We start from the raw sequence: 24,226 nt of genomic DNA, 5'->3' as shown, positions 1-24,226 counted from the left end.
CTCCCAGCGGTGGCAGAGCTCGCTCATGAACAACTACGGCACCCCCCGGCTGCCCCTCGCCCGCGGTGCGGGCACCAAGGTCTGGGACAGCGAGGGCAACCAGTACCTCGACTTCGTCGGCGGTATCGCCACCAACGCGCTCGGCCACGCGCACCCGGCGATCGTCGAGGCGGTCGGCAAGCAGATCGCGTCCCTCGGCCACATCTCCAACTTCTTCATGGCGGAGCCCACCGTCGCCCTCGCCGAGCGGCTGCTCCAGCTCTTCGGCCGGGACGGCAAGGTCTTCTTCTGCAACTCCGGCGCCGAGGCCAACGAGGCCGCCTTCAAGATCGGCCGGCTGACCGGACGCACCCACATGGTCGCCACCGACGGCGGCTTCCACGGCCGGACCATGGGCGCCCTGGCCCTCACCGGCCAGCCCGCCAAGCGGACCCCCTTCCTGCCGCTGCCCGGCGACATCACGCATGTGCCCTACGGCGACGCGCAGGCCCTGGCCGCCGCGGTCACCGAGGACACCGCGCTCGTCGTCATCGAGCCCATCCAGGGCGAGAACGGCGTCGTGGTGCCCCCGGTCGGCTACCTCAAGGCCGCCAGGGCGATCACGGCGGCCAAGGGCGCGCTGCTGGTCCTCGACGAGGTGCAGACCGGCATCGGCCGTACCGGGCACTGGTTCGAGTACCAGGCCCACGAAGGCGTGCTGCCCGACGTGGTCACCCTCGCCAAGCAGCTCGGCGGCGGACTGCCGCTCGGCGCGACCGTCGCCTTCGGGCGGACCGCGGAGCTGCTCCAGCCGGGGCACCACGGGACGACGTTCGGCGGCAACCCGGTCGCCTGCGCCGCCGGACTCGCGGTCCTCGACACCATCGCGAACGACGGCCTGCTGGAGAACGTCAAGCGGCAGAGCGAGCGGTTGCGGGACGGGATCGAGTCACTCGGACACCCGTCGATCGACCATGTCAGGGGTGCCGGGCTGCTCCTGGGTATCGTGCTCACCGAGCCGCTCGCGCCGCAGGTGCAGCAGGCGGCTCAGGACGCCGGTTTCCTGCTGAACGCGCCCGCCCCCGACGTCGTACGGCTGATGCCGCCGCTGAACCTCGGCGACGACGAAGCGGACGCGCTTCTTCAGGCGCTCCCCGGCATCCTGGACGTGGCCAGGGCGGACGGATGATCCGGAGAATGAGACGACGATGAGTCATGCGCAGGAGCACGAGCACAACGGGGGCGCCGGGCCCGCCGTGCCGCAGACGCGTACCGCGCGCCACCGCCGGATCGTGGACATCCTCAATCGGCAACCGGTGCGGTCGCAGAGCCAGTTGGCGAAGCTGCTGTCCGACGACGGGCTGAGCGTCACGCAGGCGACGCTCTCCCGGGACCTCGACGAGCTCAACGCGGTGAAGATCCGCAACACCGACGGCGACCTGATCTACGCGGTGCCGAGCGAGGGGGGTTTCCGGACCCCTCGGGCGCCGCTCGGGGAGTCGGCGAAGGAGGAGCGGATGCGGCGGCTCTCGCAGGAGCTGCTGATCTCCGCGGAGGCTTCGGCGAATCTTGTGGTGCTGCGGACTCCTCCGGGGGCGGCGCAGTTCCTCGCGTCGGCGATTGATCAGGCTGAGCTGCATGACATCTTGGGGACGATCGCCGGTGACGACACGTTGATGCTGATCAGCCGGAACCCGACCGGGGGGCAGGCGCTGGCTGAGCACTTGTTGCGGTTGGCTCAGAACGGGCATTGAGGGGTGGTTCGTCGGGTGCGGGTTCGTGGGGGCTGGTCGCGCAGTTCCCCGCGCCCCTGAAAACATCCAGTCACCCGAGTCGAGCTGCGAGGCCCCCCGTGATCAGCACCTCGTCGCCGGCCGTGATCAGTAGTGCCTCCACGTCCGGCAAGGACTCGAGCCAGGTCAGGCCCTCCCTCGAACCCATCGCGAAAGCTGCTGTTGCCCAGCAATCCGCCCAGGTCAAAGTGGGGGCGACCACCGTCACCGCCAGCAGGTCCGTCACCGCGGAGCGGCCCGTTCTGGGGTCGACGATGTGGGCGCCGCGCTCGGCCGAGCCCGACGTCGCCACCGCCAGCTCCGCCGCTCCCGCTGCCGAGACGACCGCCGCCAGGCCGCCGGGACGGAGCGGGTCCGAGACGCCCACGCGCCACGGGCGTTCGGGGCCCGGTACGCCCAGCAGCTGTACGTCCCCGCCGCCGTTGACGCTCACTCCGGTGGCTCCCGCGAGAGCGACCTGTCGGGCCGCGCGCTCCACCGCCCAGCCCTTGACGATGCCCGTCGGGTCCAGGCGGCCCTCGTAGCGCATGCTGAACCAGCCGTCGCTCAAGTGCTCGGCCTCGGCGCCGAGTTCGAGGACCTCGGCGACCTCGGCGTCGCAGTCGGCGACCGTCAGCTCACCGCGGGCCAGGCGCGAGACCTGGCTGTCGTCGCGGTAGGTGCTGAACACCTCGTTCACGCGGTGCAGCCCCGCCACCGCCTCCCGCACCGCCGTCTGTACGGCAACGGGTTCCCCGCCGCGGACGTCGAAGGAGAAGACCGTCCCCATGACCTCCTCCACGTGACGTACCGCGGCGGGAGCTTGTGCCGGCTCGGCCACCGTGTCAGCCACCGGCCTGGTCCAGCGCCGACTGGAGCGACTTCTTGTAGCCCTCGCTGGTGTAGGTGGCCCCGGACACCGAGTCGATGTCCGCGCTGCCGGCCGCCACGGCCTCCTGGTTGAGCTTCGGGATCGACAGCGCCGTCTTCTGGTCGCTGGTCCCGCCCTTCGGCGCCTGGACCGCCTCGGCGTTGGTGATCTTGCCGCCGCTCACCGTGATCCGGACCTGGACCGGGCCGTACTGCGTCTGGGAGACCGCGCCGGTGACCGTCTTCGCGGCCGCCGCTCCGCCACCGCCCGCCGGCTGGGAGGGCTGCGCCGACGGCTGGGCCTGGGACGCGGCCTGGTTCGCCTTGTCGATCGCGGACTGGAGCGACTTCTTGTAGCCCTCGCTGGTGTAGGTCGCCCCGGAGACCGTGTCGACGTCGGACTTCTGCTTGGCGACCGTGTCCTGGGTGAGCTTCGGGATGGACAGCGCGGTCTTCGCGTCGCTCTCGCCGCCCTTGGGCGCCTGGACCGCCTCGGCCTTGGTGATCCTGTTGCCGCTGACGGTGATGCGGACCTGGACCGGACCGTACTGCGTCTGGACGACGTCCCCGGTGACCTGGCCGCCGGCGGCAGCCCCCGTGCCGCCCTGGGCCGACTCCTGGGCCGCCGCCGTCTGCTGCGGGAGCGTGCCGCCCGCCTGGGCGGACGCCGGGTCCGACGAGGGCTTCAGCGACAGCATCAGCACGACACCGGACACGGTGGCGGCCGTCGCGAGCACGACTCGACGGACGGGGTGAGACTTCCTCATCGCTTCAACAGCTCCTGGATTCCCGTCGCTCACATCTCGAACGACTCGTGATGGATGCGGCGGGCGGGCACACCCGCGCCGCGCAGTGCTTCGTACACGGACTGCGCGAAGCCGTTCGGCCCGCACATGAACACGTCGTGCTTGTCGATGTCGGGGAGCTTGCGCTGGAGGGACTCCGCGGAGATGTCCGGGCGCTCCCCGTCCGGACTGTTCACCGCGTACATCAACCGGGCGCCGCGCTCGTCCGCGATGGCGGCGAGTTCGTCCCACAGGGCCAGGTCCTGGGTGGTGTTGGCCCGGTACAGCAGGGTGATGTCACCGGCCGCGCCCGGCAGCGTCTCGAACAGTGCCCGCATCGGGGTGATGCCGACACCGCCGGCCACCAGCAGCACCTTGCCGCGGCTGCGGCGCTGGGCGGTCATCGCGCCGTACGGACCCTCGGCCCACACCTTGGTGCCGGGCTCCAGTTCGCGCAGCCGCTCGCTGTGGTCGCCGATCGCCTTCACCGTGATCCGCAGCATGCCCGGTCGGGGCGCCGCGGACAGCGAGTACGGGTGGGAGCTGAACCGCATGCCCGGCGCGAGGAACCGCCAGCGGAAGAAGTGGCCCGCCTCCGCGCCCATCCGGTGCAGCTTCCGGCCGCCGATCAGGACGGACACCACGCCGGGCGTCTCCTCGATCACGGCCTCGACGTACATGCGGTGCCGCAGGTTCAGCCGGATCGGGGTGAGGATCCGGTACCAGATCACCAGCGCGGTGACCGAGCCGTACAGCCCGTACCAGACGGTCTTGGCGACCGGTTCGACCGCGAAGTCGTTGCCGGTGGTCAGCTGGTGCCAGAAGGTCAGGAAGACCGCCGCGTACGTCAGAAGATGCACGTGGTACCAGGTGTCGTACGGAATCCGCCTGCGCACTCCGCCGATCGAGATCAGCCCGATGAGGAACAGCAGGCCGGTGCCGATGGCCGCCTTGCCCATGTCCGGCAGCTGGTTGATGGAGTCCGTCGTCTGCTGGACGATGTCGCCGAGGCCCTTGCCGGCCTGGAGGGCGTACCCCCACATGATCAGGAACACGTGGGCGACCGTCAGGCAGAGCGTGTACCGGCCGCTCATCGCGTGCCAGCGGGCCACCCGGTCGGACCCCACCCGGCGCTCCAGCGCGGGCACCCGGGCCATCTGGAGCACCACGAGCGCCATCAGATAGCCCGCCAGCAGGCCGGTGATCCGGCCCGCGTTGAGGATCTTGCTGTTGTCGTCGGCGACGGACGGGGTGTTGTGCCACCACAGCCACAGCACACCGGCCGCACCCGCCCAGACGGCGAGCAGCAGGACGGTCGCCGGGGAACGGCGCGGGCGGATGCGGCGCATCGTCTGGCGGCGGGCGGCGCGGCCGCCTGCGAGCGTCGTGGTCACGTTTCCTCCGGGGACGGGGGCAAGGGGGGTGGGCGTGGTCCCTTGGTCCTTGGATACGTGCCGTGGCGCCGGTGTGTTCAGCCGCTCACCGAGTCCAGTGCGGACTGGAGTGACTGGCGGTAACCGTCACTCGTGTAAGTGGCCCCGGAGACCGTGTCGATGTCCGCGCTCTGGGCGGTGAGGGCCTCGGTCCGCAGCCGGGGCAGGGCGTAGCTGTTGATCTCCTGGTCCCTTGGGTTGTCCGTCGGGTAGACGACCGCGGTCACGTCGGTGAGCCTGCCGTCCTTGACGGTGACCCGGACCTGTACCGGCCCCCAGCGGGTCTGCACCGAGTCGCCGGTGACGGTCCGGGTGCCCTGGACGGCGGGGGCGGTCGCGCCGGCGGACACGACGGCGGCCGGTGTGGTGTGCGGCTTCAGGGACAGCAGCAGCACCATGCCGGAGACCGTCGCAGCGCTCGCCAGCACGATCCGGCGCAGCGGGTGGTTCTTCCTCAACGCGTGCATTTCCTACGGCCTCACAGCTCTCAGAGTTCGAACGACTCGTGGTGGATCCGGCGGTCCGGCACCCCGGCGGCGCGCAGCGCCTCGTACACCTCCCGGGCGAACCCGTGCGGCCCGCACAGGTAGACGTCCCGCCCGGCCAGGTCGTCGGGTACGGCGGCCCGCAGCAACTCGGCCGTCACGCGCGGGCGTTGCCCGTCCGGCCCGTTGAGCAGGTAGTGCACCCGCGCCCCGCGCCACCGCGCGAGGGCCTCCAACTCCCCGCCCAGCGCCAGGTCTTCGACCGAGCGCGCCCGGTACAGCAGGGTGACCTCACCCGGCAGCGTCTCGAACAGGGCCCGCAGCGGGGTGATCCCGACCCCGCCCGCGATCAGCAGCGACCTGGCTGCGGTCCGCCGGTCCCCGGTCAGCGAGCCGTACGGCCCCTCCGCCCACACGCGCGTGCCGGGCCGCAGCAGCGCCACGGCCGTACTGTGGTCGCCGAGCGCCTTAACCGTGATGCGCATGCGATCGCGGCGGGGCGGGGCCGACAGGGAGTACGGCGTGGACGTCCACCGCAGGCCCGGCGCGAGGAACCTCCAGCGGAAGAACTGCCCCGACCGCGCGCCGAGCCGGTCGAGCTCGCGCCCGGCGACGACGACGGACCACACGCCCCGCGCCTCCTGGTGCACCGACTCCACCCGCAGCCGGTGCCGCAGGTTCAGCCGCACCGGGGCGAGGACCCGGAACCACAGCACCAGGGCGGCGACGCCCAGGTACAGGACGTACCAGAAGACGGAGTGGCCCTGGAGGTCGCTGCCCAGGGCCAGTTGGTGACCGAAGGCGAGGAACACGGCCGCGTAGGTGAGGAGATGGACGTAGTACCAGAACTCGTGGCCGGTCCGGCGCCGCACCGCCCGCGCGGAGGTGACGCCGACCGCGAGGAGGATCACCGTGCCGGCGGTCGCCTTGAGCATCTCCGGATAGTCCAGGACCACCGTGAGCGTCTCGTGCCACAGCGAGGCGCCGTCCTGGGCCGCGTACCCGGCGAGGATCAGTCCGATGTGCGCGAGCAGCAGGCAGACGGTGTACCGGCCGGCCATCGCGTGCCAGCGGGCCACCCGGTCCGAGCCGATCCGCTCCTCCAGCAGCGGGACCCGCGCCATCAGACCCACCAGCACCGCGCAGGCGTACCCGCACAGCAGCCCGGCGATCCGCCCGGCACCGGTCAGCCAGCCCGCCGTACCGACCACGGAACCGGTGTCCGCCCACCACAGGACGATCACGGCCGCCGCCCCCGCCCAGAGCAGGGCCAGCACGACACCCGCGGGTGATCGTCGCGCGGGCGGCGCCACGGCCGGTGCGGCCCGCCGCTCGTACACGGTGGTCATAGGGGTGTCCTTTCGCCTGTCCTGGCACCACTGTGCGAGGGCAACCTCTGAGGACCCTCTGAACGGGCACCCGCTGAGCCCACTCAGAGGAAACTCAGAGCATCCCGCGCTGTCCGACTCCTGCGCCGGGGGAGATCCTGGAAAGGCGATGAACACGACCCGCTCCGGCCGCCCCGCCCTCACCCGCCCCGACGGCACCCCGCTGCGCGTCCTCGTCGTCGACGACGACCCGGACCTCGCCGAGGTCCTCTCCGGCGCCCTGCGCTACGAGGGCTGGCAGGTCCGCACGGCGGGCGACGGCGCCTCGGCGGTGGCCGCCGCCCGGGAACTGCTGCCCGACGCCGTGGTCCTGGACGTGATGCTCCCGGACACCGACGGCTTCGCCGTCCTGCGCGCCCTGCACACCGTGAAGTCCGACGTGTGTGTGCTCTTCCTGACCGCCCGGGACGCCGTCGAGGACCGCATCAAGGGCATCACGGCGGGCGGCGACGACTACGTCACCAAGCCGTTCAGCCTGGAGGAGGTCGTCGCCCGGCTGCGCGGACTGTTGCGCCGCGCGGGCATGGCCCGCCAGCTCGACGAGGGCCCGCGACTGACCGTCGGTGACCTGGTCATGGACGAGGAGGCCCGCGAGGTCACCCGCGGCGGCGAGCTGATCGACCTGTCCCCGACCGAGTTCGAGCTGCTGCGCTTCCTCATGCGCAACCCGCGCCGGGTGCTCAGCAAGGCGCAGATCCTCGACCGGGTGTGGTCGTACGACTTCGGGGGCCGCGCCCATGTCGTCGAGCTGTACATCTCCTACCTGCGCAAGAAGGTCGACGCCGGCCGGGAGCCGATGATCCACACCGTGCGCGGGGCGGGCTATGTGATCAAGCCGGTGACGCCGTGAGGGACCTCAGGCCGCACACCCTGCGGGCCCGGCTCACCCTCGGCCTGGTGGTGCTGCTGGCGGTGAGCTGCGCCGCGGTCGGTGTCGCCGCGGTGCTCGGACTGAACGGCTTCCTCACCAGCCGCCTGGACGAGCAGCTCACCGAGGCGGGCAACAGGTTCGCGGTCAGCCTGGAACACGAGGGGGAACCGCAGAAGGACGACCACGACGGCGACGAGCACGCCGACACCCGCCGCCAGGCCACCGGCACCTTCGGCGCCCGGCTGGTGGACGGCACGGTCACCAACGCGGCCGTCGTCCGCTCCAGCGGCACCCTGAACGCCGACCTGAGCACCGACGACCGGAAACGGCTCGCGGGGGTCCCGGCCGACGGACGCGGCCACAGCGTCCACCTCTCCACCCTGGACGACTACCGGGTCGTCGCCACCCGGGGACTGGACGGCGACGTCCTGATCACCGGGCTGCCCCTGGAGCCCGTCGAGGCCACCGTGCACCGACTCGAACTGCTCGCCGGGATCGTCTTCGGCGCCGCCCTCACGGCCACCGGCGTCGCGGGCGCCCTGTGGGTGCGCTGGGCCCTGCGCCCCCTCAGCCGGGTCGCGGCGACCGCCACCCGGGTCAGCGAACTCCCGCTGGCCAGCGGGGAGGTGGCCCTCCCGCCCCGGGCCCCCGAGTCCGACCCGCGCAGTGAGGTGGGCCGGGTCGCCGGCGCCTTCAACCGCATGCTCGGCCATGTCGAGGACGCGCTCACCAAGCGCCACGCGAGCGAGGAGCGGCTGCGCAGCTTCGCCGCCGACGCCAGCCACGAGCTGCGCACCCCGGTCGCCTCGGTGCGCGGCCACGCCGAACTCGCCCTGCTGCACCCCGGCCCGGTCCCGCCCGAGGTCACCCGGGCCCTGGAACGCATCGCCGCCGAGTCCACCCGCATGGGCGCGATGGTCGACGACCTGCTCCTGCTGGCCCGCCTCGACGCGGGCCGCCCGCTGGAGGCCGCCCCCGTCGACCTCACCCGCCTTGTCCTGGACGCCCTCACGGACGCGCGGGCCACCGGGTCCGGTCACCGCTGGGAGCTGGACCTCCCCGAGGACCCCGTCACGGTGACGGGCGACGCGCACCGCCTCCAGCAGGTCCTGGCCAACCTGCTGTCCAACGCCCGCCTGCACACCCCGGCGGGCACCAAGGTGACGGTGACCCTGGAGACCGACGGCGCCACGGTCCGGCTGAAGGTCCACGACGACGGCCCCGGCATCCCCGAGGACGTCCAGCCGGGCGTCTTCGAACGCTTCACCCGCGCCGACCGCAGCACCAAGGCGGAGACCGGCGGCGCGGGCCTGGGGCTGTCGATCGTGGCGGCGGTGGTGGAGGCGCACGGGGGAGGGGTGACGGTGGAGAGCGGTCCGGGATCGACGACGTTCACGGTCCGGTTCGCCGGCGGGTGAACGTCACACGGCGGACGGCGGCAACGGCAACGGCAGTCCGGGAAGCCCGTCCAGGCTCGTGGCGATGTGGTCCTTCTTGGCGAAGTACGCGCTCAGCGAGTCGTCGTCCTCGCGCGCGAACCGCTTGGCGTGCAGCTCGCGGTCACCGTCGTACGACATGTAGGGCACCGCGTAACCGCAGGAGTCCCGGACCACGTCGGCCGTCACGACCACGATCGCCCGCAGGCCGTGCTGGGTCGGATCGATGTCCGGGAAGTGGGAGAGCAGGTCCGGGAAGCGTGGGTCGTCCCGGAAGACGGGCTCACCGCGCCCGTGCACCCGCACGATGTTCGGCGGTCCCTGGAACGCGCACCACATCAGGGTGATCCGGCCGTTCTCCCGCAGATGCGCGATCGTCTCGGCGTTGGATCCGGCGAAGTCGAGGTAGGCCAGGGTGAGTTCGTCGAGGATGACGAACGAGCCGCGCAGGCCCTTGGGGGAGAGGTTGACCGTGCCGTCGCCGGAGAGGGGAGCGGTCGCGGTGAAGAAGAGGGGCTGCGCCTCGATGAAGGTGCGCAGCCGGCCGTCTATGCGTTCATAGGTCTTTCCCATGTCTAAGCATTATGGGTGCAGACCTTTCGCCTGTCTAAGGAACTCGGGCATCCACTTGCGTGGACATGCCCGTGGCCGCCCCGGCCGGCGCTCACACGGGGCGGCCACAGCGCCTGTCACGTCACTTGGTGAGCGTGCAGGCGGCCAGGGAGTCGAGGCCCTGAGGCTTGGCGGCGGTACGGCCGATGGAGATGGCGATGCGGTCGATGGTCGACTTCCGCTTGTCGGCCAGCGGGCCGAGGATGGCGTTGTTGACGAAGTTGGGTCCGCCCTGGCCGACGGTGTCGACGAGCCGCTTGTTGGCCTCGGCGATCTGCGTGTTGAGCAGGGCCAGGTTGCGGTCGACCTCGGCCTTGGCGGTGGCCGGGACCGCGGGCAGCTTCGAGGCCACGTCCGGGCAGCTGATCGTGCCGGCGGCGGTCGCGGCACCTCCCCCGGCGTTGGCGTTGCCTCCGCCGTTGGCGTTGCCCCCGGCGTTGGCATTGCCTCCGCCGTTGGCGTTGCCCGCGTTCGCGTTGCCGTTGCCCGTGTTGGCGTTTCCGCCCGCGTTGCCGGTGTTGTTGCCGGTCGCGCCGGCGCCGTTCAGCGTGCACGGCGCGAGCGCGTCCAGGCCGGTCGGCTTGGCCGCCGTGCGGCCGATGGCCGTGGCGATGCGGTTGACCGTGGCCACGCGCTTGTCCTTCAGCGGGCCGAGGATGGCGTTGTTGACGAAGTTGGGTCCGCCCTGGCCGACGGTGTCGACGAGCCGCTTGTTGGCCTCGGCGATCTGCGTGTTGAGCAGGGCCAGGTTGCGGTCGACCTCGGCCTTGGCGGTGGCCGGGACCGCGGGCAGCTTCGAGGCCACGTCCGGGCAGCTGATCGTGCCGGGGGAGGCCAGCGTGCGGGCGGTGGCGTTGTTGCTGCTCTTGGAGGTCTCCCCGGCGAGGGCGGTACCGGCGACGATCGCCCCGGTCAGTGCCACGGCGGCGGCGCCACCGATGATCGCCACGCGGCGCTGGTTGTACTTCGGAAGAGCCCTGGACATGCGGATGCCTCACTCGGGGTCGGGAGTGGTCTTCTTGACAAACGCGGCGCCTGCGTTCGGCGAGGAATACGAGCAAGCGGTTTCCGGTGTTCAAAGGGGCCGCAAATTCTTCGACGACCCGGAGACTGGGCGGTGTGCCGGGCTCGAATTGACGAATCATGCAGAGCTCTGCATAATCATGCATAAGGTTGAGCGCAGCGGTGAGGAGCAACGCAAGTGAGCAGCAACAGCGGTGACGTCCGGCTCTGGGGCGGTCGTTTCGCCGACGGTCCCGCCGAGGCCCTGGCCAAGCTGTCCGCGTCCGTCCACTTCGACTGGCGGCTCGCCCCCTACGACATCGCCGGTTCGCGTGCCCACGCGCGCGTGCTGCACAAGGCGGGCCTGCTGAGCGAGGACGAACTCCAGCGCATGCTCGCCGGACTCGACCAGTTGGAGGCCGACGTGGCCGACGGCTCCTTCGTGGGCACCATCGCCGACGAGGACTGCCACACCGCCCTGGAGCGGGGCCTGCTGGAGCGCGTCGGCCCCGACCTCGGCGGCAAGCTCCGCGCGGGCCGTTCCCGCAACGACCAGATCGCCACCCTCTTCCGCATGTACCTGCGGGACCACGCCAGGATCATCGGGGGCCTGATCGCCGAGCTCCAGGACGCCCTGGTCGGCCTCGCGGAGGCCCACCCGGACGTGGCGATGCCCGGCCGCACCCACCTCCAGCACGCCCAGCCGGTCCTGTTCGCGCACCACGTGCTGGCCCACGTCCAGTCCCTGTCCCGGGACGCGGAGCGGCTGCGCCAGTGGGACGAGCGCACGGCGGTCTCGCCGTACGGCTCGGGCGCCCTGGCCGGCTCCTCCCTGGGCCTGGACCCGGAGGCGGTCGCCAAGGACCTCGGCTTCGAGCACGGCTCGGTCGGCAACTCCATCGACGGCACGGCCTCCCGTGACTTCGTCGCCGAGTTCGCCTTCATCACCGCGATGATCGGCGTCAACCTCTCCCGGATCGCCGAGGAGGTCATCATCTGGAACACGAAGGAGTTCTCCTTCGTGACCCTGCACGACGCGTTCTCCACGGGCTCGTCGATCATGCCGCAGAAGAAGAACCCGGACATCGCGGAGCTGGCCCGGGGCAAGTCCGGCCGCATGATCGGCAACCTGACGGGCCTCATGGCCACCCTGAAGGCCCTGCCCCTCGCCTACAACCGCGACCTCCAGGAGGACAAGGAGCCGGTCTTCGACTCCTGCGACCAGCTGGAGGTCCTGCTCCCCGCCTTCACCGGCATGATGGCCACCCTCACGGTCAACCGCGAGCGCATGGAGGAACTGGCCCCGGCCGGCTTCTCCCTCGCCACCGACATCGCCGAGTGGCTGGTCAAGCAGGGCGTCCCCTTCCGCGTCGCCCACGAGGTCGCCGGCGAGTGCGTCAAGGCGGCCGAGGCGGAGAACAAGGAACTGAACGACCTGACGGACGACCAGTTCGCCAAGATCAGCGCCCACCTGACCCCCGAGGTCCGCACGGTCCTGAACGTCCCGGGCGCCCTGGCATCGAGGAGCGGCAGGGGCGGCACGGCCCCGAGTGCGGTGGCGGTCCAGCTGGCAGAGGTGAAGAAGGACCTGGCAGCTCAACACCAGTGGGCAGAACGAGGTTAGGGGCGCGGGGAACTGCGCGACCAGCCACGACGGCGCCGCACCCGCCAAAACACCGCACAAACCACCCCCTGAGGCGAAGGGCATCCCGCGCTACGTTGAGGGCATGCCCTTCGCCCGCCTCGCCACAGCCACCACCCCCACCGCCCACATCGGCCTCGGCCTCGCCGCAGTAGGTCGCCCCGGCTACATCAACCTCGGCCGAGACGAAGACCTGGGAGAGAACCGGAGCGTCGAGACGCTACGAGCCCGCACCCACGAACTCCTCGACGCCGCCTACGCCCAGGGCGTCCGCTACTTCGACGTGGCCCGCTCCTACGGCCGCTCGGAGGAGTTCCTCGCAGCCTGGCTCAAGAACGACCCCGGCCGAACCGACGTGGTCATCGGCAGCAAGTGGGGCTACACCTACACGGCCGACTGGACCACGACCGCCGAGAAGCACGAGGTCAAGGACCACAGCGTCCAGACGTACGACCGCCAGCGCGCCGAGACCGCGGAACTCCTGGGCGACCGCCTCGACCTCTACCAGATCCACTCGGTGACCCCGGACAGCCCCGCCCTCACCGACAAGGAACTCCACGCGAGGCTCGCGGAAGCGGCGGCCCAGGGCACCACCATCGGCTTCTCGACCAGCGGCCCCGCCCAGGCCGACGCCATCCGCGCCGCACTGGACGTGACGGTCGACGGCGCCCCCCTCTTCCGTACGGTCCAGTCGACGTACAACGCCCTGGAGACCTCGGCGGCCCCCGCCCTCGCCGAGGCCCATGACGCCGGCCTCACGGTGATCGTCAAGGAGGGCATGGCCAACGGCAGGCTCGCCGCACCGCACGCCCCGGACGCCCTGAAGGCCGTAGCCGAGGAGACGTCTCTCGGTTGCGACGCGGTGGCTCTGGCCCTGGTCCTCAGGCAGCCCTGGGCCGGAGTGGTCCTGTCCGGAGCCGCCACGACCAGCCAGCTCGCCTCCAACCTCCATGCCGCCGTGGTCGACCTGGACGACGAGCAGCTGGCCCGCCTCGGGGAACTGGTGGAGGAGCCGCAGGCCTACTGGCAGCGGCGCGGGCAGCTGCCCTGGCACTGAGAAAGGCCCCGACCGACAGCCGTAGGTGAGACTCCCGTACCTCGCGTGAGACAAGAATGTCTCACACGAGGTACTGTTGTCTCATGGCTGTCGATCGTGACCACGTGCTGCGCAGCGCCGCGGCCCTGCTGACCCGCAAATCCACCGCGACCATGGACGAGGTCGCCAAGGCCGCCGGGATCAGCCGGGCCACGCTGCACCGCCACTTCTCCGGACGGGACGCACTGGTCCGGGCACTGGAGGAGCACGGCATCGCCGAGTGCGAGGCGGCCCTCGACGCGGCCCGTCTCGACGAGGGGTCCGCGAGCGACGCCGTACGCAGGCTCGTACGGGAGATCGAGCCGGTCGCCGGACTCCTGGCCTTCCTCTACGGAGAGAACGAACTCTGGGAGGACGGCGGCAGCGACCCCTGGTCCCGACTGGACCAACGGATCGCCACTCTGTTCGCGCGCGGACAGGGAAACGGCGAGTTCCGCATCGACCTCACCCCGGCCTGGCTCACCGAGGCGCTGTACGGCCTGGTCGCCTCGTGCGCCTGGGCCACTCAGGCGGGCCGGGTCGCCCCCAAGGACTTCACCCACATGATCACCGAGCTGTTGCTCGGTGGCGCACTACGGAGAGAGGAATCATGACCAGCACCCTGCGGCCGGCGACCACGACCGAGGCGGTGAAGCGGCCGGGCCGTTGGCTCGCGCTGTCCGTCCTGGTGCTCGCCGTGCTGCTGGTGGCCGTCGACGCGACCGTCCTCGGTCTCGCGACCCCCTACATCAGCGAGGACCTCGAGCCGACCGGCACGCAGCTCCTGTGGATCGGTGACGTCTACTCCTTCGTCATCGCCGGCCTTCTGGTGTCGATGGGCAGCCTCGGCGACCGCATCGGGCGCAAGCGGATCCTGCTGCTCGGCGCGACCGCGTTCGGCGCGATATCGGTCCTCAACGCCTACGCGACGACACCGGAGCTGATGATCCTGGCCCGGGCCCTGCTCGGCGTCGCCGGCGCGACCCTGATGCCCGCCACCCTGGCTCTGATCCGCAACATCTTCCCCGACCCGCGCGAACGCAGCCTCGCCGTCGGCATCTGGGGCGCGACCGCCTCCGCCGGTACGGCCGTCGGTCCCATCGTCGGAGGCTTCCTCCTCGAACACTTCTGGTGGGGCTCGGTCTTCCTGATCAACCTGCCGGTGATGGCGGTCCTGGTCCTCGTCGGCATCAAGCTGCTCCCGGAGTCCCGCAACCCGAACCCGGGCCCCTGGGACATGACCAGCGTCGCCCTGTCCCTGGTCGGCATGATCGCCGTGGTCTACGCGGTCAAGGAGGCCGCGTCGCACGGCGTCACCTGGGAGCCGCTCGCCGCGGGCCTCCTGGGCGCGGCGGCCCTCTACGCCTTCGTGCGCCGCCAGTTGACCCTCCCGACCCCTCTCCTCGACATGCGCCTCTTCCGCAACCGCGGCTTCAGTGGCGCCGTCCTGGCCGACCTGCTGACCATCCTCGGCCTCTCCGGCCTGGTCTTCTTCCTCTCCCAGTACCTGCAACTGGTCCAGGACAGGCCCCCGTTGGAGGCGGGCCTGGCCGAACTCCCGGCGGCGGTGGGGGCGGTGGCGGCGGGGTTGGTCGCGGGTACAGTGGCCCGCCGCTACTCGGTCCGCGCGGTCGTCTCCGGCGGTCTGGCCGCCATCGGCCTGGCCCTGGCCTCCCTGACCCTGCTCGACCAGTCCACGGGCTACCCGGTACTGGGCGCGGCCCTGCTGGTGGTAGGCGTCGGCGCGGGCTTCTCGTTCACGGTGACGTCCGACGTCATCCTGTCGAGCGTCCCGAAGGAACAGGCGGGCGCCGCGTCCGCCGTATCGGAAACGGCGTACGAACTTGGCGCAGCCCTTGGTATCGCCGTGCTCGGGTCCATCGTCACGGGTGTCTACCGGGGGTTCGCCGCTCCGACCGGTACTCCGACGGGAGCGCACGAGTCCTTGGGCGGCGCGGTTGAAGCGGCAGCCGGCATGCCCACCCGGCAGGCGCAGGGCATGCTGACAGCGGCCCGAGAAGCTTTCGTCGACGGCTTGGCCATCGCAGCGGGGGCCGGAGCAGTGGTCCTGCTCGCGACGGCTGCGGCAGCCTGGTTCATGCTGAGGAACCAACGGCTGGACAAGGGCTTTTAGGGGCGCGGGGAACTGCGCGACAAGCCCCCACGCACCCGCACCCGAAAAACGACCTACGCAGCCTTCGCCTTGGTCGCATACATGTCCACGTACTCCTGCCCCGACAACCGCATGACCTCGGTCATCACCGAGTCCGTCACAGCCCGCAGCACATACCGGTCCCGGTCCATGCCGTCGTACCGGGAGAACTCCATCGCCTCACCGAACCGCACGGTCACCCGCCCGGGCCGCGGCATCCCCGCACCCCCCGGCTGCAACTTGTCCGTGCCGATCATCGCGAAGGGCACGACGGGCGCGCCCGTCATCAGGGTCAGCCGGGCGATCCCGGTACGGCCCCGGTACAGCCGCCCGTCGGGCGACCGCGTCCCCTCGGGGTAGATCCCGAAGACCTTCCCCTCCTCCAGGACGCGCCGCCCGGTCATCAGCGCGGCGACCCCGCCGCGACCACCGTCGCGGTCCACGGGGATCATGCCGACGCCGGTGAAGAACCAGGCCATGAGCCGGCCCTTGAGGGACTTGCCGGTGACGTACTCGTCCTTGCCGATGAAGAACACCTGCCGGTCGCAGACCAGCGGAAGGATCATCGAGTCGATGAAGGTGAGGTGGTTGCCGGCGAGGATGACCGGGCCGTCACCCGGAATGTGCTCCGCGCCCTCCACCTGTGGGCGGAACATCAGGCGCATGATCGGTCCGAGCACTGCCTTGATGAGCACGAAGCGGGACAACGGGCCCTCCGGTGTCAAGAGAACGGCCAGGGAAACTGTATGAGTCTGTGCAGGTGAGGACATTACTCGCGGCTCGGGGGATCGTGCACATCGAGCACCCCGGGTTCACCGAGGTCTTACGCGTTGTTGACGCTCGTTTACCTGCGGCGAGGTCCCGTTGCCTCCCGGAAACCCGGACGGAACGATGTGACGGAGGTCGCCCCGACGGACGCGTACCCCCGCTCCCCACGGTGAAGCCGACGAGTCATCAGACATCTGTTCCCATGCGACATCCCACGTCACCCGCGTGTTCCGCCACAGGTCTCCCGTCCGTCATGGACACGCACCTACGATCGGCCCGCAGCGAAGAGGCGACGGCAGGAGGGGTCCACATGGGATCGCAGGACGAGCACACGGACGGCACCGGACGACGGGCGCTTCTCGGAGCCGCGATGCTCGGCGCCGGGGGAGCGGTCCTGGGTCTCTCGGGTACGGCGAGAGCGGCGACCGCGGGATCCGCCGGGCACGGCAAGGGCGGTGGGTTGAAGAGCCTGCCGGTGCCGACGGTCATCGGCCACCGGGGTGCCAGCGGTTACCGTCCCGAGCACACCTTCGGCTCCTACCAGCTCGCCCTCGACCTGGGCGCCGACATCGTCGAGGCCGGCGACCTCGTCCCCACCAAGGACGGCCACCTGGTCTGCCGCCACGAACCGGAGATCGGCGGCACGACCGACGTCGCCGACCACAAGGAGTTCGCCGACCGCAAGAGGACCAAGCTCCTCGACGGCGTCTCCACCACCGGCTGGTTCACCGAGGACTTCACGCTCGCCGAGCTCAAGACGCTCCGCGCCATCGAGCGCATCCCGGCCAACCGCCCGCACAACACCCTCTACAACGGCCGCTGGGAGATCCCCACCTTCGAGGAAGTCCTGAAGTGGCAGGACGAGCAGACCCGCAAGCGCGGCAAGCAGGTCTGGATCTACCCCGAGACCAAGCACCCCACCTACTTCCGCAAGCTGGGCCTCGGCCTGGAGGAGCGGGTCGCCAAGCTCCTGCACAAGCACGGCAAGGACCGGCGCAACTCCCCGGTCATCCTCCAGTCCTTCGAGCCCACCAGCATCCAGCGCCTCAACAAGCTCGTCGACAACCCGCTGGTCGTGCTGCTCTCCGCGGCGACCACCCGCCCCTGGGACTTCGTCGAGAGCGGCGACCCGCGCACGGTGGCCGACCTGATCACCCCCAAGGGCCTCAGGGAGATCGCCGGCTACGCCCAGGGCATCGGCCCGACCCTGGACCTCGTCATCACGAAGAAGGCGGACGGCAGCCTCGACAAGGAGACCACCCTGGTCGCCGACGCCCACAAGGTCGGGCTGATCCTGCACCCCTACACCATGCGCAACGAGAACCCCTTCCTGCCGGCCGAGTACCGCAAGGGCACCGACGCGGACGCCTACGGAGACGCCTTCGGCGCCTTCAAGCGGTACTTCGCCACCGGCATCGACGGCGTCTTCACCGACAACGCCGACACCGGCGTCCTCGCCCGCCAGGACTTCGTCAACGGCTGAGCCACCGGCCCCCCGATGGGGGTGACTTACGGCCGCCCGGGCAACCCACGGCCCGGGCGGCCGTGTCGTACCGCATATGACGCACCACTTGGTCACCACCCTGCGCCCGCTGCTCACCGCCGAGGCGTCCGCGGAGGCACATGCCACCGGTACGGAACCGGGCGACCTGGAGCAGGCGGTCTGGGTCCGCCTCCTGGAGCACCTGGAGACCCAGGGCCCGCCCCACGACCCGCCCGGCTGGCTCCGCCGGGCCGTCCGCTCCGAGTCCCGCCGCAGCCGTCGTACGACCCGCCTCGAACGGCCCTACGACACCGAGCCCGTGGCCGACGACGCCCCCACCCCCGAGCAGCTCACCCTCGCCGCCGCCCGCCGCAGGGCCGTCCACGACGCGGTCCGCCGGCTGCCCGGCCGCTGCCCCTCTCTCCTGGCCGCCCTCCTCTCCCCGAAGGACCTCACGTACCGGGAGATCGCGGGGGAGTTGGGTATCTCACAGGGCAGTCTCGGTCCGGAACGTTCCAGATGTCTGGGATGTCTTCGCAGATTGCTCACACCGGAGGTTGCGACGCGCCGGGGGCGGGGATAGGAGTGGGGGACAACAGGCGATCAGGTGAGCGGGAGGCGTGCGCACATGGGCATGAGCGTGACCATCTCTGCGGCGGCCGAGCAGGACGCGGAGCAGATCTTCAGGCTGCAGTACCTGTGCTTCCAGAGTGAGGCGGCGCTGTACGGCAACTACCGCATCGATCCGCTCGTCCAGACCCTGGACTCGGTCCGCGCGGAGGTGGTCTCGGACTGCGTCTTCGTGGCCCGCCTGGGCGATGAAGTGGTCGGCTCGGTCCGCGGCCGGGTCACCGAGGACGGCTCGGCCGCCATCGGCAAGCTCTGCGTCCACCCCCGCCTCCAGGGCCACGGCATCGGCGCGAGGCTCCTCCGGGCGGCGGAGGCGGCCCTGTCGGAGGAGCGGGGCGCCACCAGCTTCCGCCTCCACACGGGCCACCGCAGCGAGGGCAACCTCCGCCTCTACCGCAAGGTCGGCTACCAGACGGTGGGCACGTCGGAGGGCGCGGACGGAGTCCCGATGATCGTCCTGGAGAAGCCGGCGGGCGCATACGCGGCTACGGCATGAGTCTTTGTCTTTAAGGGGCGCGGGGAACTGCGCGACCAGCCACACGCGGCCGGATGCCGCCCGACACACCTCAGGCGGCATCCCCGGTGGGCGCACCCTTCCGCAACCAGTAAATGGCGGAGAGCGGCAACAGCACGGGGATGAACAGGTACCCCATTCCGAAGTCCGACCAGACGGTCGCATCGGGGAACGCGGACGGCTCGATCAACGTCCATGTACCCACGATCAGCACACCCACGAGTTCGGCGACACAGCACGCCAACGCCACCCTGCGAGCCGTCTCTCCACCCCGCACCAGCGTGTACGTGATGAATCCGTACACCACACCCGCCACCGCGGACAGCGAATAGGCCAGCGGCGCCCGGTCGAACTCGGTGGAGATCTGGTACGCCGACCTCGACACGGCTCCCACGACCATCACGCCGTACAACCAGACCAGCAGCGTCCCCGGCCCACTGGTCAGCCGTCGCCGACTCACCTCAGCCTCCCCAGATGTCATAGAGCCGCACCTCCAGAACGGCCAGCACCACCCCGCCGGCGGCAACCGTCACCGACCCCCACCGCGTCCGCTCCGCCAGCGACATGAACCCCGCCGCCGGCACACACGCGAACGCCCCCAGCAGATACGCGACGAAGATCGTCGTGCCCTGCTCCGGCTTCTCGCCCCGCGCCAGCTGCACGATCCCGATCACCAGCTGGACCAGCGCCAGCACCGACACCACGGCCATCCCGATGAAGTGCCAGTCCTTGGTCGGCTGATCTCGGTACGCGGCCCAACCGCACCAGGCGGCCAGCAGCAGCGCGGCGACGCCGGTCACCAGCGTCAGGGCATCAAACATGCGGCGAGCCTATTACGGCCCAAAAGGCCTGATGCGGCCGCCCCCGCCCGGCACCGTAGGGTCGAGGCCATGAAGATCCACGCCGAAGCCCTCCTGTTCGACAACGACGGAACGCTCGTCTCCTCCCTGGAATCCGTCCACCGCTGCTGGACCCGCTGGGCCGAGGAGTTCGGCATCACCCCGGAGGCTTTCGCCCAGGTCGAACTGCACGGCCGCCCGGCCGTCGAGATAGCCGCCGAGCTGCTGCCCGCCGACGTGGTGCCGGCCGCCCTCGCCCGGATCGAGCAGCTGGAGGTGGAGGACGTGCCCAACGGCGGAGTCCATCTGCTCCCCGGGACCAGGGACCTCCTCGACTCCCTGCCCGCGCACCGCTGGGCCGTCGTCACCTCCGCCACCCGCCGGCTCGCCGAGGCCCGGCTCGAAGCCGTCGGCATCCTCCCCAAGACGATGATCGCGGCCGACGACGTCACCCGCGGCAAGCCCGACCCCGAGCCCTACCTGCTCGCCGCCAAGGAACTCGGCGTGGACCCGGCCCGCTGTGTCGTCTTCGAGGACGCCCCCGCCGGCCTGCGCGCCGGCCGTGCCGCCGGGATGACCACCGTGGCGTTGACCACAACCCACGCGTCCTACGAGCTGGACGCCGATCTCGTGGTCCATGACCTGTCGGCGCTGTCGGCACTGGTCACGCGGGAGGGAGTGGAGATCACCGGTCGGAACTGACACCGTCCGCCGCTGTCCAGAATGCGGACAGCGGCCCTTTGTCATGACCGTACTTCTGCTTTACTGATTGCATGACCACGACGAGCTGCCGCACCTTTGCGACCGAGGCGACCATGACGCCCGGTGCTCGTTGTATGTGTCGAATGTGCGCCTGTTAGAAGGCCCCGGCACCCCCCAGCACGTCCGTACGCCGTGACATCCCGTACGTGACCCCTGTGCCTGCGCACGACTTCCCTCCCGTACCAGGGCACACCCACGCCCTGCGCTACTCGACAGTGATGGAAACCCCAGTGATCACGACATCAGGCCTCACGAAGGTCTACCGCTCGCGCGGCCGTGAGGTCACCGCCCTGGACGGCGTCGACCTCCATGTCCGCGAAGGCGAGGTGTACGGCGTCATCGGCCAGTCCGGCGCCGGCAAGTCCTCGCTCATCCGCTGCGTCAACCTGCTGGAGCGCCCCACCGCCGGCACCGTGACCGTCGACGGACAGGACCTCACCGCCCTCGCCGGCCGCGGACCGCGCGCGGGCAGGGAACTGCGGCAGGCGCGCAGCCGTATCGGCATGGTCTTCCAGCACTTCAACCTGCTGTCCACCCGGACCGTCCAGGACAACGTCGAGCTGCCGCTCGAGATCCTCGGCACGTCCGGCAAGGAGCGTTCGCGCAAGGCGCTCGAACTGCTGGACCTCGTCGGACTCGCCGACAAGGCGGGCGCCTACCCGGCCCAGCTCTCCGGCGGCCAGAAGCAGCGCGTCGGCATCGCCCGCGCCCTGGCCGGCGACCCCAAGGTCCTGCTGTCCGACGAGGCGACCAGCGCCCTCGACCCGGAGACCACCCGCTCGATCCTCCAGCTGCTGCGCGACCTGAACCGGCAGCTCGGGCTCACCGTGCTGCTCATCACTCACGAGATGGACGTCGTGAAGTCGATCTGCGACTCGGCCGCCCTGATGGAGCACGGGCGGATCGTCGAGTCGGGGACGGTGAGCGAGCTGCTCGCCACCCCCGGCTCCGAACTCGCCTCCGCGCTCTTCCCCGTGGGCGGCGAGGCCACCGGCGAGGACCGGACCGTCCTCGACGTCACCTTCCAGGGCGAGGCGGCCACCCAGCCCGTCATCTCCCAGCTGTCCCGCACCTACAACATCGACATCTCGATCCTCGGCGCGGCCATCGACACCGTCGGCGGCCTCCAGGTCGGCCGGATGCGCATCGAACTGCCCGGCCGCTACGAGGACAACGTCGTACCGGTCGGCTTCCTGCGCGAGCAGGGCCTCCAGATCGACGTCGTCGGTGAGCCGCAGCTGGTGAAGGAAGGTGCCAAGTGACCTGGTCCGAGATGCAGCCCCTGCTGGAGCAGGCGTGTTGGGACACCCTCTACATGGTCGGCTGGTCCACGGTCATCGCCGTCGTGGGCGGGCTTCCGCTCGGTGTCCTCCTCGTCCTCACCGACCGGGGCGGACTCCTCCAGAACGTCGTCGCCAACAAGGTCATCGGGCAGGTCGTGAACGTGGCCCGCTCGATGCCGTTCATCATCCTGATGGTCGCGTTGATGGGCTTCACCCGCTCGATCACCGGCACGACCATCGGCCGCGAGGCCGCCATCGTGCCGCTCGCCATCGGCGCCATCCCGTTCTTCGCGCGCCTCGTCGAGACGGCTGTCCGCGAAGTGGACGGCGGGCTCGTGGAGGCCGTGCAGTCGATGGGCGGCAACACCTGGACCATCGTCCGCAAGGTCCTCGTCCCGGAGGCGCTGCCCTCGCTGATCGCCAGCACCACGACCACGATCGTCGCGTTGATCGGCTACTCCGCGATGGCCGGCACGGTCGGCGCCGGCGGCCTCGGCGACATCGCCATCCGCTACGGCTACCAGCGCTTCGAGACCCAGCTCATGTGGATCACCGTCGCGATCCTCGCCGTCGTCATCTCCCTCATCCAGTTCGCCGGCGACTACGCGGCCCGCTCGCTGTACGGCCGCGGCGGCCGCTCCGGCCCGGCGCCGAAGCTGCGGCTGCTGAAGGCCGCCACGGCGGACACGAAGACCGTCTGAGCCACCCCTGTTCTTCCCGTGCACCCCATCACGGGATCGCTGCACCCAAAAGGAAAGGCACTTTTCGTGCGTAACACCGTAAAGCTCACCACCGCCGTCCTCGCCGCCGGAGCCCTCGGCCTCGGGCTCAGCGCCTGCGGTTCGTCCGACTCGGGCTCCGCCTCGGACACCAGCGGACCCCTGGTGGTCGCCGCGAGCCCGACCCCGCACGCCGAGATCCTCAACTACGTCAAGGAGAACCTGGCGAAGAAGGCGGGCCTCGACCTGGAGGTCAAGGAGTTCACCGACTACGTGACCCCCAACACGGCCACCGAGGACGGCTCGGTCGACGCCAACTACTTCCAGAACCAGCCGTACCTCGACGACTTCAACAAGAAGCGCGGCACCCACATCGCGCCCGTCGTCACGGTCCACCTGGAGCCGCTCGGCCTCTACTCCCACAAGGTCAAGAGCGCCGACGCCCTCAAGAGCGGTGCGACGGTCGCCGTCCCGAACGACAGCGTGAACGAGGCGCGTGCCCTCAAGCTGCTCGCCGCGAACGGCCTGATCACCCTCAAGGACGGCGTGGGCAACGAGGCGACCCCCTCGGACATCACCAAGAACCCGAAGAACCTCAAGTTCAAGGAGCTGGAGGCGGCCCAGACCCCGCGCTCCCTCGACGACGTCGACGCGGCGGTCGTCAACGGCAACTACGCCATCGAGGCCGACCTCAAGCCCGCCAAGGACGCCCTCGTCCTGGAGTCCGCCGACAACAACCCCTACGGCAACTTCCTCGCGGTGAAGGAAGGCAACGAGGACGACCCGCGCGTGAAGAAGCTCGCCAAGCTGCTCACCTCCGCCGAGGTCAAGAAGTTCATCCAGGACAAGTACGCCGGATCCGTCATCGCGTCCTTCTGATCGCCGTAGCGCCTGATCGCCGTAGAGCTACCGGCGCGTATACGACGTATCGCCACGCACGGGGTCCACATGCTCACCATGTGTGGGCCCCGTGATGCGGTTCGGTGCTTTCATGCTGCATGCTGGGCAGTTCAGCAGGCTCTGAGGTTTTCCCACGGTTACGGAGTGGCGCATGACTGGCACCTTCCCCAACATCTCCATCAGCACGGAGCGGTTGGTGCTGCGCCCCCTCGACGAGGACGACGTGCCCGCCCTGGCCGAGATGATGAACGACGAGCAGGTCGGGGCGTGGACCGACGTCCCCCAGCCCTACACCGAGGACCAGGCGCGTGGCTGGATCACCCGGTACGCGCCGGGCGAGCGGGAGGCCGGCCGCGGACTCGACCTGGCCGTCACCGAGTTCCTCACCCAGCGCCTGGTCGGGATCGTCCAGCTCGCCAGGACCGACTGGCACATCCGCTCCACCGAGCTGTCGTACATCGTCGCCCCCTGGGCCCGCGGCGAGGGCTATGCCTCCGAGGCCGCGCTCGCCACCGCCCAGTGGCTGTTCACCGACCAGAAGTTCGAGCGGATCGAGCTGCGCACCGCGGCCGACAACACCGCTTCCCAGCAGGTCGCCCAGAAGATCGGCTGTATCAGCGAGGGTGTCCTGCGCAACGCCTGCATAGCGCACGTCCGCGCCGAGGACGGCACCTGGAGCGACGTCCGCACCGACTTCATCGTGTGGAGCCTGCTGCCCGAGGACCTCGACGGCGCGGGCGAGCAGATGGCCGACGCGGACGGCTTCACGCCCTACTCGGACTGGAACTGACCGACTTCGGCGAAAACGCTTCCCCGTCCGACCGGG

The 24,226-nt window shown here is 70.4% G+C and carries 26 protein-coding genes; 16 read left to right on the top strand and 10 right to left on the bottom strand.

Features of this window, described 5'->3' with window-relative positions:
- The first annotated feature begins 25 nt into the window (after positions 1-25).
- Both AC2XR2_RS08025 and AC2XR2_RS08020 read left to right on the top strand, forming a co-directional pair.
- Positions 26-1,168: an acetylornithine transaminase gene (locus tag AC2XR2_RS08025; RefSeq protein ID WP_381306612.1), complete on the top strand. Its 1,143-nt coding sequence runs from the start codon at positions 26-28 to the stop codon at positions 1,166-1,168.
- A gap of 19 nt (positions 1,169-1,187) precedes the next feature.
- Positions 1,188-1,733, top strand: coding sequence for an arginine repressor (locus AC2XR2_RS08020; protein WP_020138005.1), 546 nt, complete (start codon positions 1,188-1,190; stop codon positions 1,731-1,733).
- Between the two features lie 70 nt (positions 1,734-1,803).
- On the opposite strand, the gene AC2XR2_RS08015 is transcribed toward AC2XR2_RS08020, so the two are convergent.
- The 5 genes from AC2XR2_RS08015 to AC2XR2_RS07995 all read right to left on the bottom strand — a co-directional run bounded on the left by AC2XR2_RS08015 (position 1,804) and on the right by AC2XR2_RS07995 (position 6,673).
- Complete coding sequence (locus tag AC2XR2_RS08015; protein WP_491514660.1) at positions 1,804-2,604, bottom strand: FAD:protein FMN transferase; 801 nt, start codon at positions 2,602-2,604, stop codon at positions 1,804-1,806.
- The gene (locus AC2XR2_RS08010; RefSeq protein WP_381306550.1) at positions 2,597-3,388 is read right to left on the bottom strand and encodes an FMN-binding protein; all 792 of its coding nucleotides are present in this window, start codon (positions 3,386-3,388) and stop codon (positions 2,597-2,599) included. The genes AC2XR2_RS08015 and AC2XR2_RS08010 overlap by 8 nt, the downstream gene beginning before the upstream one ends.
- A 29-nt stretch (positions 3,389-3,417) precedes the next feature.
- Positions 3,418-4,800 (bottom strand): ferredoxin reductase family protein, encoded by a 1,383-nt coding sequence (locus AC2XR2_RS08005; protein ID WP_381306553.1) that lies wholly within the window; start codon positions 4,798-4,800, stop codon positions 3,418-3,420.
- A 77-nt stretch (positions 4,801-4,877) separates the two neighbouring features.
- Positions 4,878-5,306, bottom strand: coding sequence for an FMN-binding protein (locus AC2XR2_RS08000; protein WP_381306556.1), 429 nt, complete (start codon positions 5,304-5,306; stop codon positions 4,878-4,880).
- 20 nt (positions 5,307-5,326) lie between these two features.
- Entirely contained in the window at positions 5,327-6,673 is a 1,347-nt protein-coding gene (locus AC2XR2_RS07995; RefSeq protein ID WP_381306559.1) for a ferredoxin reductase family protein, read from the bottom strand.
- 148 nt (positions 6,674-6,821) lie between these two features.
- Between AC2XR2_RS07995 and AC2XR2_RS07990 the strand changes: the two genes are divergently transcribed.
- Positions 6,822-7,562 carry a response regulator transcription factor gene (locus tag AC2XR2_RS07990; protein WP_449350148.1) on the top strand — a complete coding sequence of 247 codons (741 nt, stop codon included), beginning with the start codon at positions 6,822-6,824 and terminating at the stop codon, positions 7,560-7,562.
- Positions 7,559-9,001: a sensor histidine kinase gene (locus tag AC2XR2_RS07985; RefSeq protein WP_491514659.1), complete on the top strand. Its 1,443-nt coding sequence runs from the start codon at positions 7,559-7,561 to the stop codon at positions 8,999-9,001. Before AC2XR2_RS07990 ends, AC2XR2_RS07985 begins: the two co-directional genes overlap by 4 nt.
- Positions 9,002-9,004: 3 nt before the next feature.
- Here the strand turns inward: AC2XR2_RS07985 and AC2XR2_RS07980 are convergent, their stop codons facing one another.
- Both AC2XR2_RS07980 and AC2XR2_RS07975 read right to left on the bottom strand, forming a co-directional pair.
- Positions 9,005-9,592: a pyridoxamine 5'-phosphate oxidase family protein gene (locus AC2XR2_RS07980; RefSeq protein WP_449350150.1), complete on the bottom strand. Its 588-nt coding sequence runs from the start codon at positions 9,590-9,592 to the stop codon at positions 9,005-9,007.
- A 121-nt stretch (positions 9,593-9,713) separates the two neighbouring features.
- A complete protein-coding gene (locus AC2XR2_RS07975; RefSeq protein WP_491514658.1) occupies positions 9,714-10,616 on the bottom strand; it encodes a hypothetical protein in 903 nt (300 codons plus the stop codon).
- 216 nt (positions 10,617-10,832) lie between these two features.
- Between AC2XR2_RS07975 and argH the strand changes: the two genes are divergently transcribed.
- The 4 genes from argH to AC2XR2_RS07955 all read left to right on the top strand — a co-directional run bounded on the left by argH (position 10,833) and on the right by AC2XR2_RS07955 (position 15,484).
- Positions 10,833-12,257, top strand: a complete 1,425-nt coding sequence (gene argH / locus AC2XR2_RS07970; RefSeq protein ID WP_491514657.1) for an argininosuccinate lyase — start codon at positions 10,833-10,835, stop codon at positions 12,255-12,257.
- A 103-nt stretch (positions 12,258-12,360) separates the two neighbouring features.
- On the top strand, positions 12,361-13,332 hold the full coding sequence (locus AC2XR2_RS07965) for an aldo/keto reductase (protein WP_491514656.1): 972 nt from the start codon (positions 12,361-12,363) through the stop codon (positions 13,330-13,332).
- An 83-nt stretch (positions 13,333-13,415) separates the two neighbouring features.
- Positions 13,416-13,964 (top strand): TetR/AcrR family transcriptional regulator, encoded by a 549-nt coding sequence (locus tag AC2XR2_RS07960; RefSeq protein WP_381306574.1) that lies wholly within the window; start codon positions 13,416-13,418, stop codon positions 13,962-13,964.
- Positions 13,961-15,484: an MFS transporter gene (locus tag AC2XR2_RS07955; RefSeq protein ID WP_491514655.1), complete on the top strand. Its 1,524-nt coding sequence runs from the start codon at positions 13,961-13,963 to the stop codon at positions 15,482-15,484. The genes AC2XR2_RS07960 and AC2XR2_RS07955 overlap by 4 nt, the downstream gene beginning before the upstream one ends.
- Positions 15,485-15,537: 53 nt before the next feature.
- Here AC2XR2_RS07955 and AC2XR2_RS07950 read toward each other — a convergent pair whose 3' ends face one another.
- On the bottom strand, positions 15,538-16,209 hold the full coding sequence (locus AC2XR2_RS07950; RefSeq protein WP_123759578.1) for a lysophospholipid acyltransferase family protein: 672 nt from the start codon (positions 16,207-16,209) through the stop codon (positions 15,538-15,540).
- Positions 16,210-16,580: 371 nt separating this feature from the next.
- On the opposite strand from AC2XR2_RS07950, the gene AC2XR2_RS07945 reads away from it, so the two are divergent.
- The 3 genes from AC2XR2_RS07945 (at position 16,581) to AC2XR2_RS07935 (ending at position 18,879) form a co-directional block, all read left to right on the top strand.
- Complete coding sequence (locus AC2XR2_RS07945) at positions 16,581-17,753, top strand: glycerophosphodiester phosphodiesterase (RefSeq protein ID WP_491514654.1); 1,173 nt, start codon at positions 16,581-16,583, stop codon at positions 17,751-17,753.
- Positions 17,754-17,829: 76 nt separating this feature from the next.
- Positions 17,830-18,336: a sigma-70 family RNA polymerase sigma factor gene (locus AC2XR2_RS07940; protein ID WP_330268124.1), complete on the top strand. Its 507-nt coding sequence runs from the start codon at positions 17,830-17,832 to the stop codon at positions 18,334-18,336.
- Positions 18,337-18,381: 45 nt separating this feature from the next.
- Entirely contained in the window at positions 18,382-18,879 is a 498-nt protein-coding gene (locus AC2XR2_RS07935) for a GNAT family N-acetyltransferase (RefSeq protein ID WP_491514653.1), read from the top strand.
- Between the two features lie 70 nt (positions 18,880-18,949).
- On the opposite strand, the gene AC2XR2_RS07930 is transcribed toward AC2XR2_RS07935, so the two are convergent.
- Both AC2XR2_RS07930 and AC2XR2_RS07925 read right to left on the bottom strand, forming a co-directional pair.
- On the bottom strand, positions 18,950-19,378 hold the full coding sequence (locus AC2XR2_RS07930; protein ID WP_491514652.1) for a hypothetical protein: 429 nt from the start codon (positions 19,376-19,378) through the stop codon (positions 18,950-18,952).
- Positions 19,359-19,718 (bottom strand): hypothetical protein, encoded by a 360-nt coding sequence (locus AC2XR2_RS07925; RefSeq protein WP_383541144.1) that lies wholly within the window; start codon positions 19,716-19,718, stop codon positions 19,359-19,361. The genes AC2XR2_RS07930 and AC2XR2_RS07925 overlap by 20 nt, the downstream gene beginning before the upstream one ends.
- Before the next feature lie 69 nt (positions 19,719-19,787).
- Between AC2XR2_RS07925 and AC2XR2_RS07920 the strand changes: the two genes are divergently transcribed.
- The 5 genes from AC2XR2_RS07920 to AC2XR2_RS07900 all read left to right on the top strand — a co-directional run bounded on the left by AC2XR2_RS07920 (position 19,788) and on the right by AC2XR2_RS07900 (position 24,190).
- The gene (locus AC2XR2_RS07920; RefSeq protein ID WP_491514651.1) at positions 19,788-20,438 is read left to right on the top strand and encodes an HAD family hydrolase; all 651 of its coding nucleotides are present in this window, start codon (positions 19,788-19,790) and stop codon (positions 20,436-20,438) included.
- 290 nt (positions 20,439-20,728) lie between these two features.
- Positions 20,729-21,760, top strand: coding sequence for a methionine ABC transporter ATP-binding protein (locus tag AC2XR2_RS07915; protein WP_491514650.1), 1,032 nt, complete (start codon positions 20,729-20,731; stop codon positions 21,758-21,760).
- The gene (locus AC2XR2_RS07910) at positions 21,757-22,482 is read left to right on the top strand and encodes a methionine ABC transporter permease (RefSeq protein WP_381306593.1); all 726 of its coding nucleotides are present in this window, start codon (positions 21,757-21,759) and stop codon (positions 22,480-22,482) included. Before AC2XR2_RS07915 ends, AC2XR2_RS07910 begins: the two co-directional genes overlap by 4 nt.
- Before the next feature lie 66 nt (positions 22,483-22,548).
- Positions 22,549-23,379: a MetQ/NlpA family ABC transporter substrate-binding protein gene (locus AC2XR2_RS07905; protein ID WP_449350941.1), complete on the top strand. Its 831-nt coding sequence runs from the start codon at positions 22,549-22,551 to the stop codon at positions 23,377-23,379.
- 172 nt (positions 23,380-23,551) lie between these two features.
- On the top strand, positions 23,552-24,190 hold the full coding sequence (locus tag AC2XR2_RS07900; protein WP_330268131.1) for a GNAT family N-acetyltransferase: 639 nt from the start codon (positions 23,552-23,554) through the stop codon (positions 24,188-24,190).
- Positions 24,191-24,226: the final 36 nt, after the last annotated feature.

The organism is Streptomyces sp. LS-MS-L19, from assembly GCF_058382285.1.
Note: the sequence above shows the minus strand (reverse complement) of the source record. Positions and strands in the feature narration are given on the sequence as shown.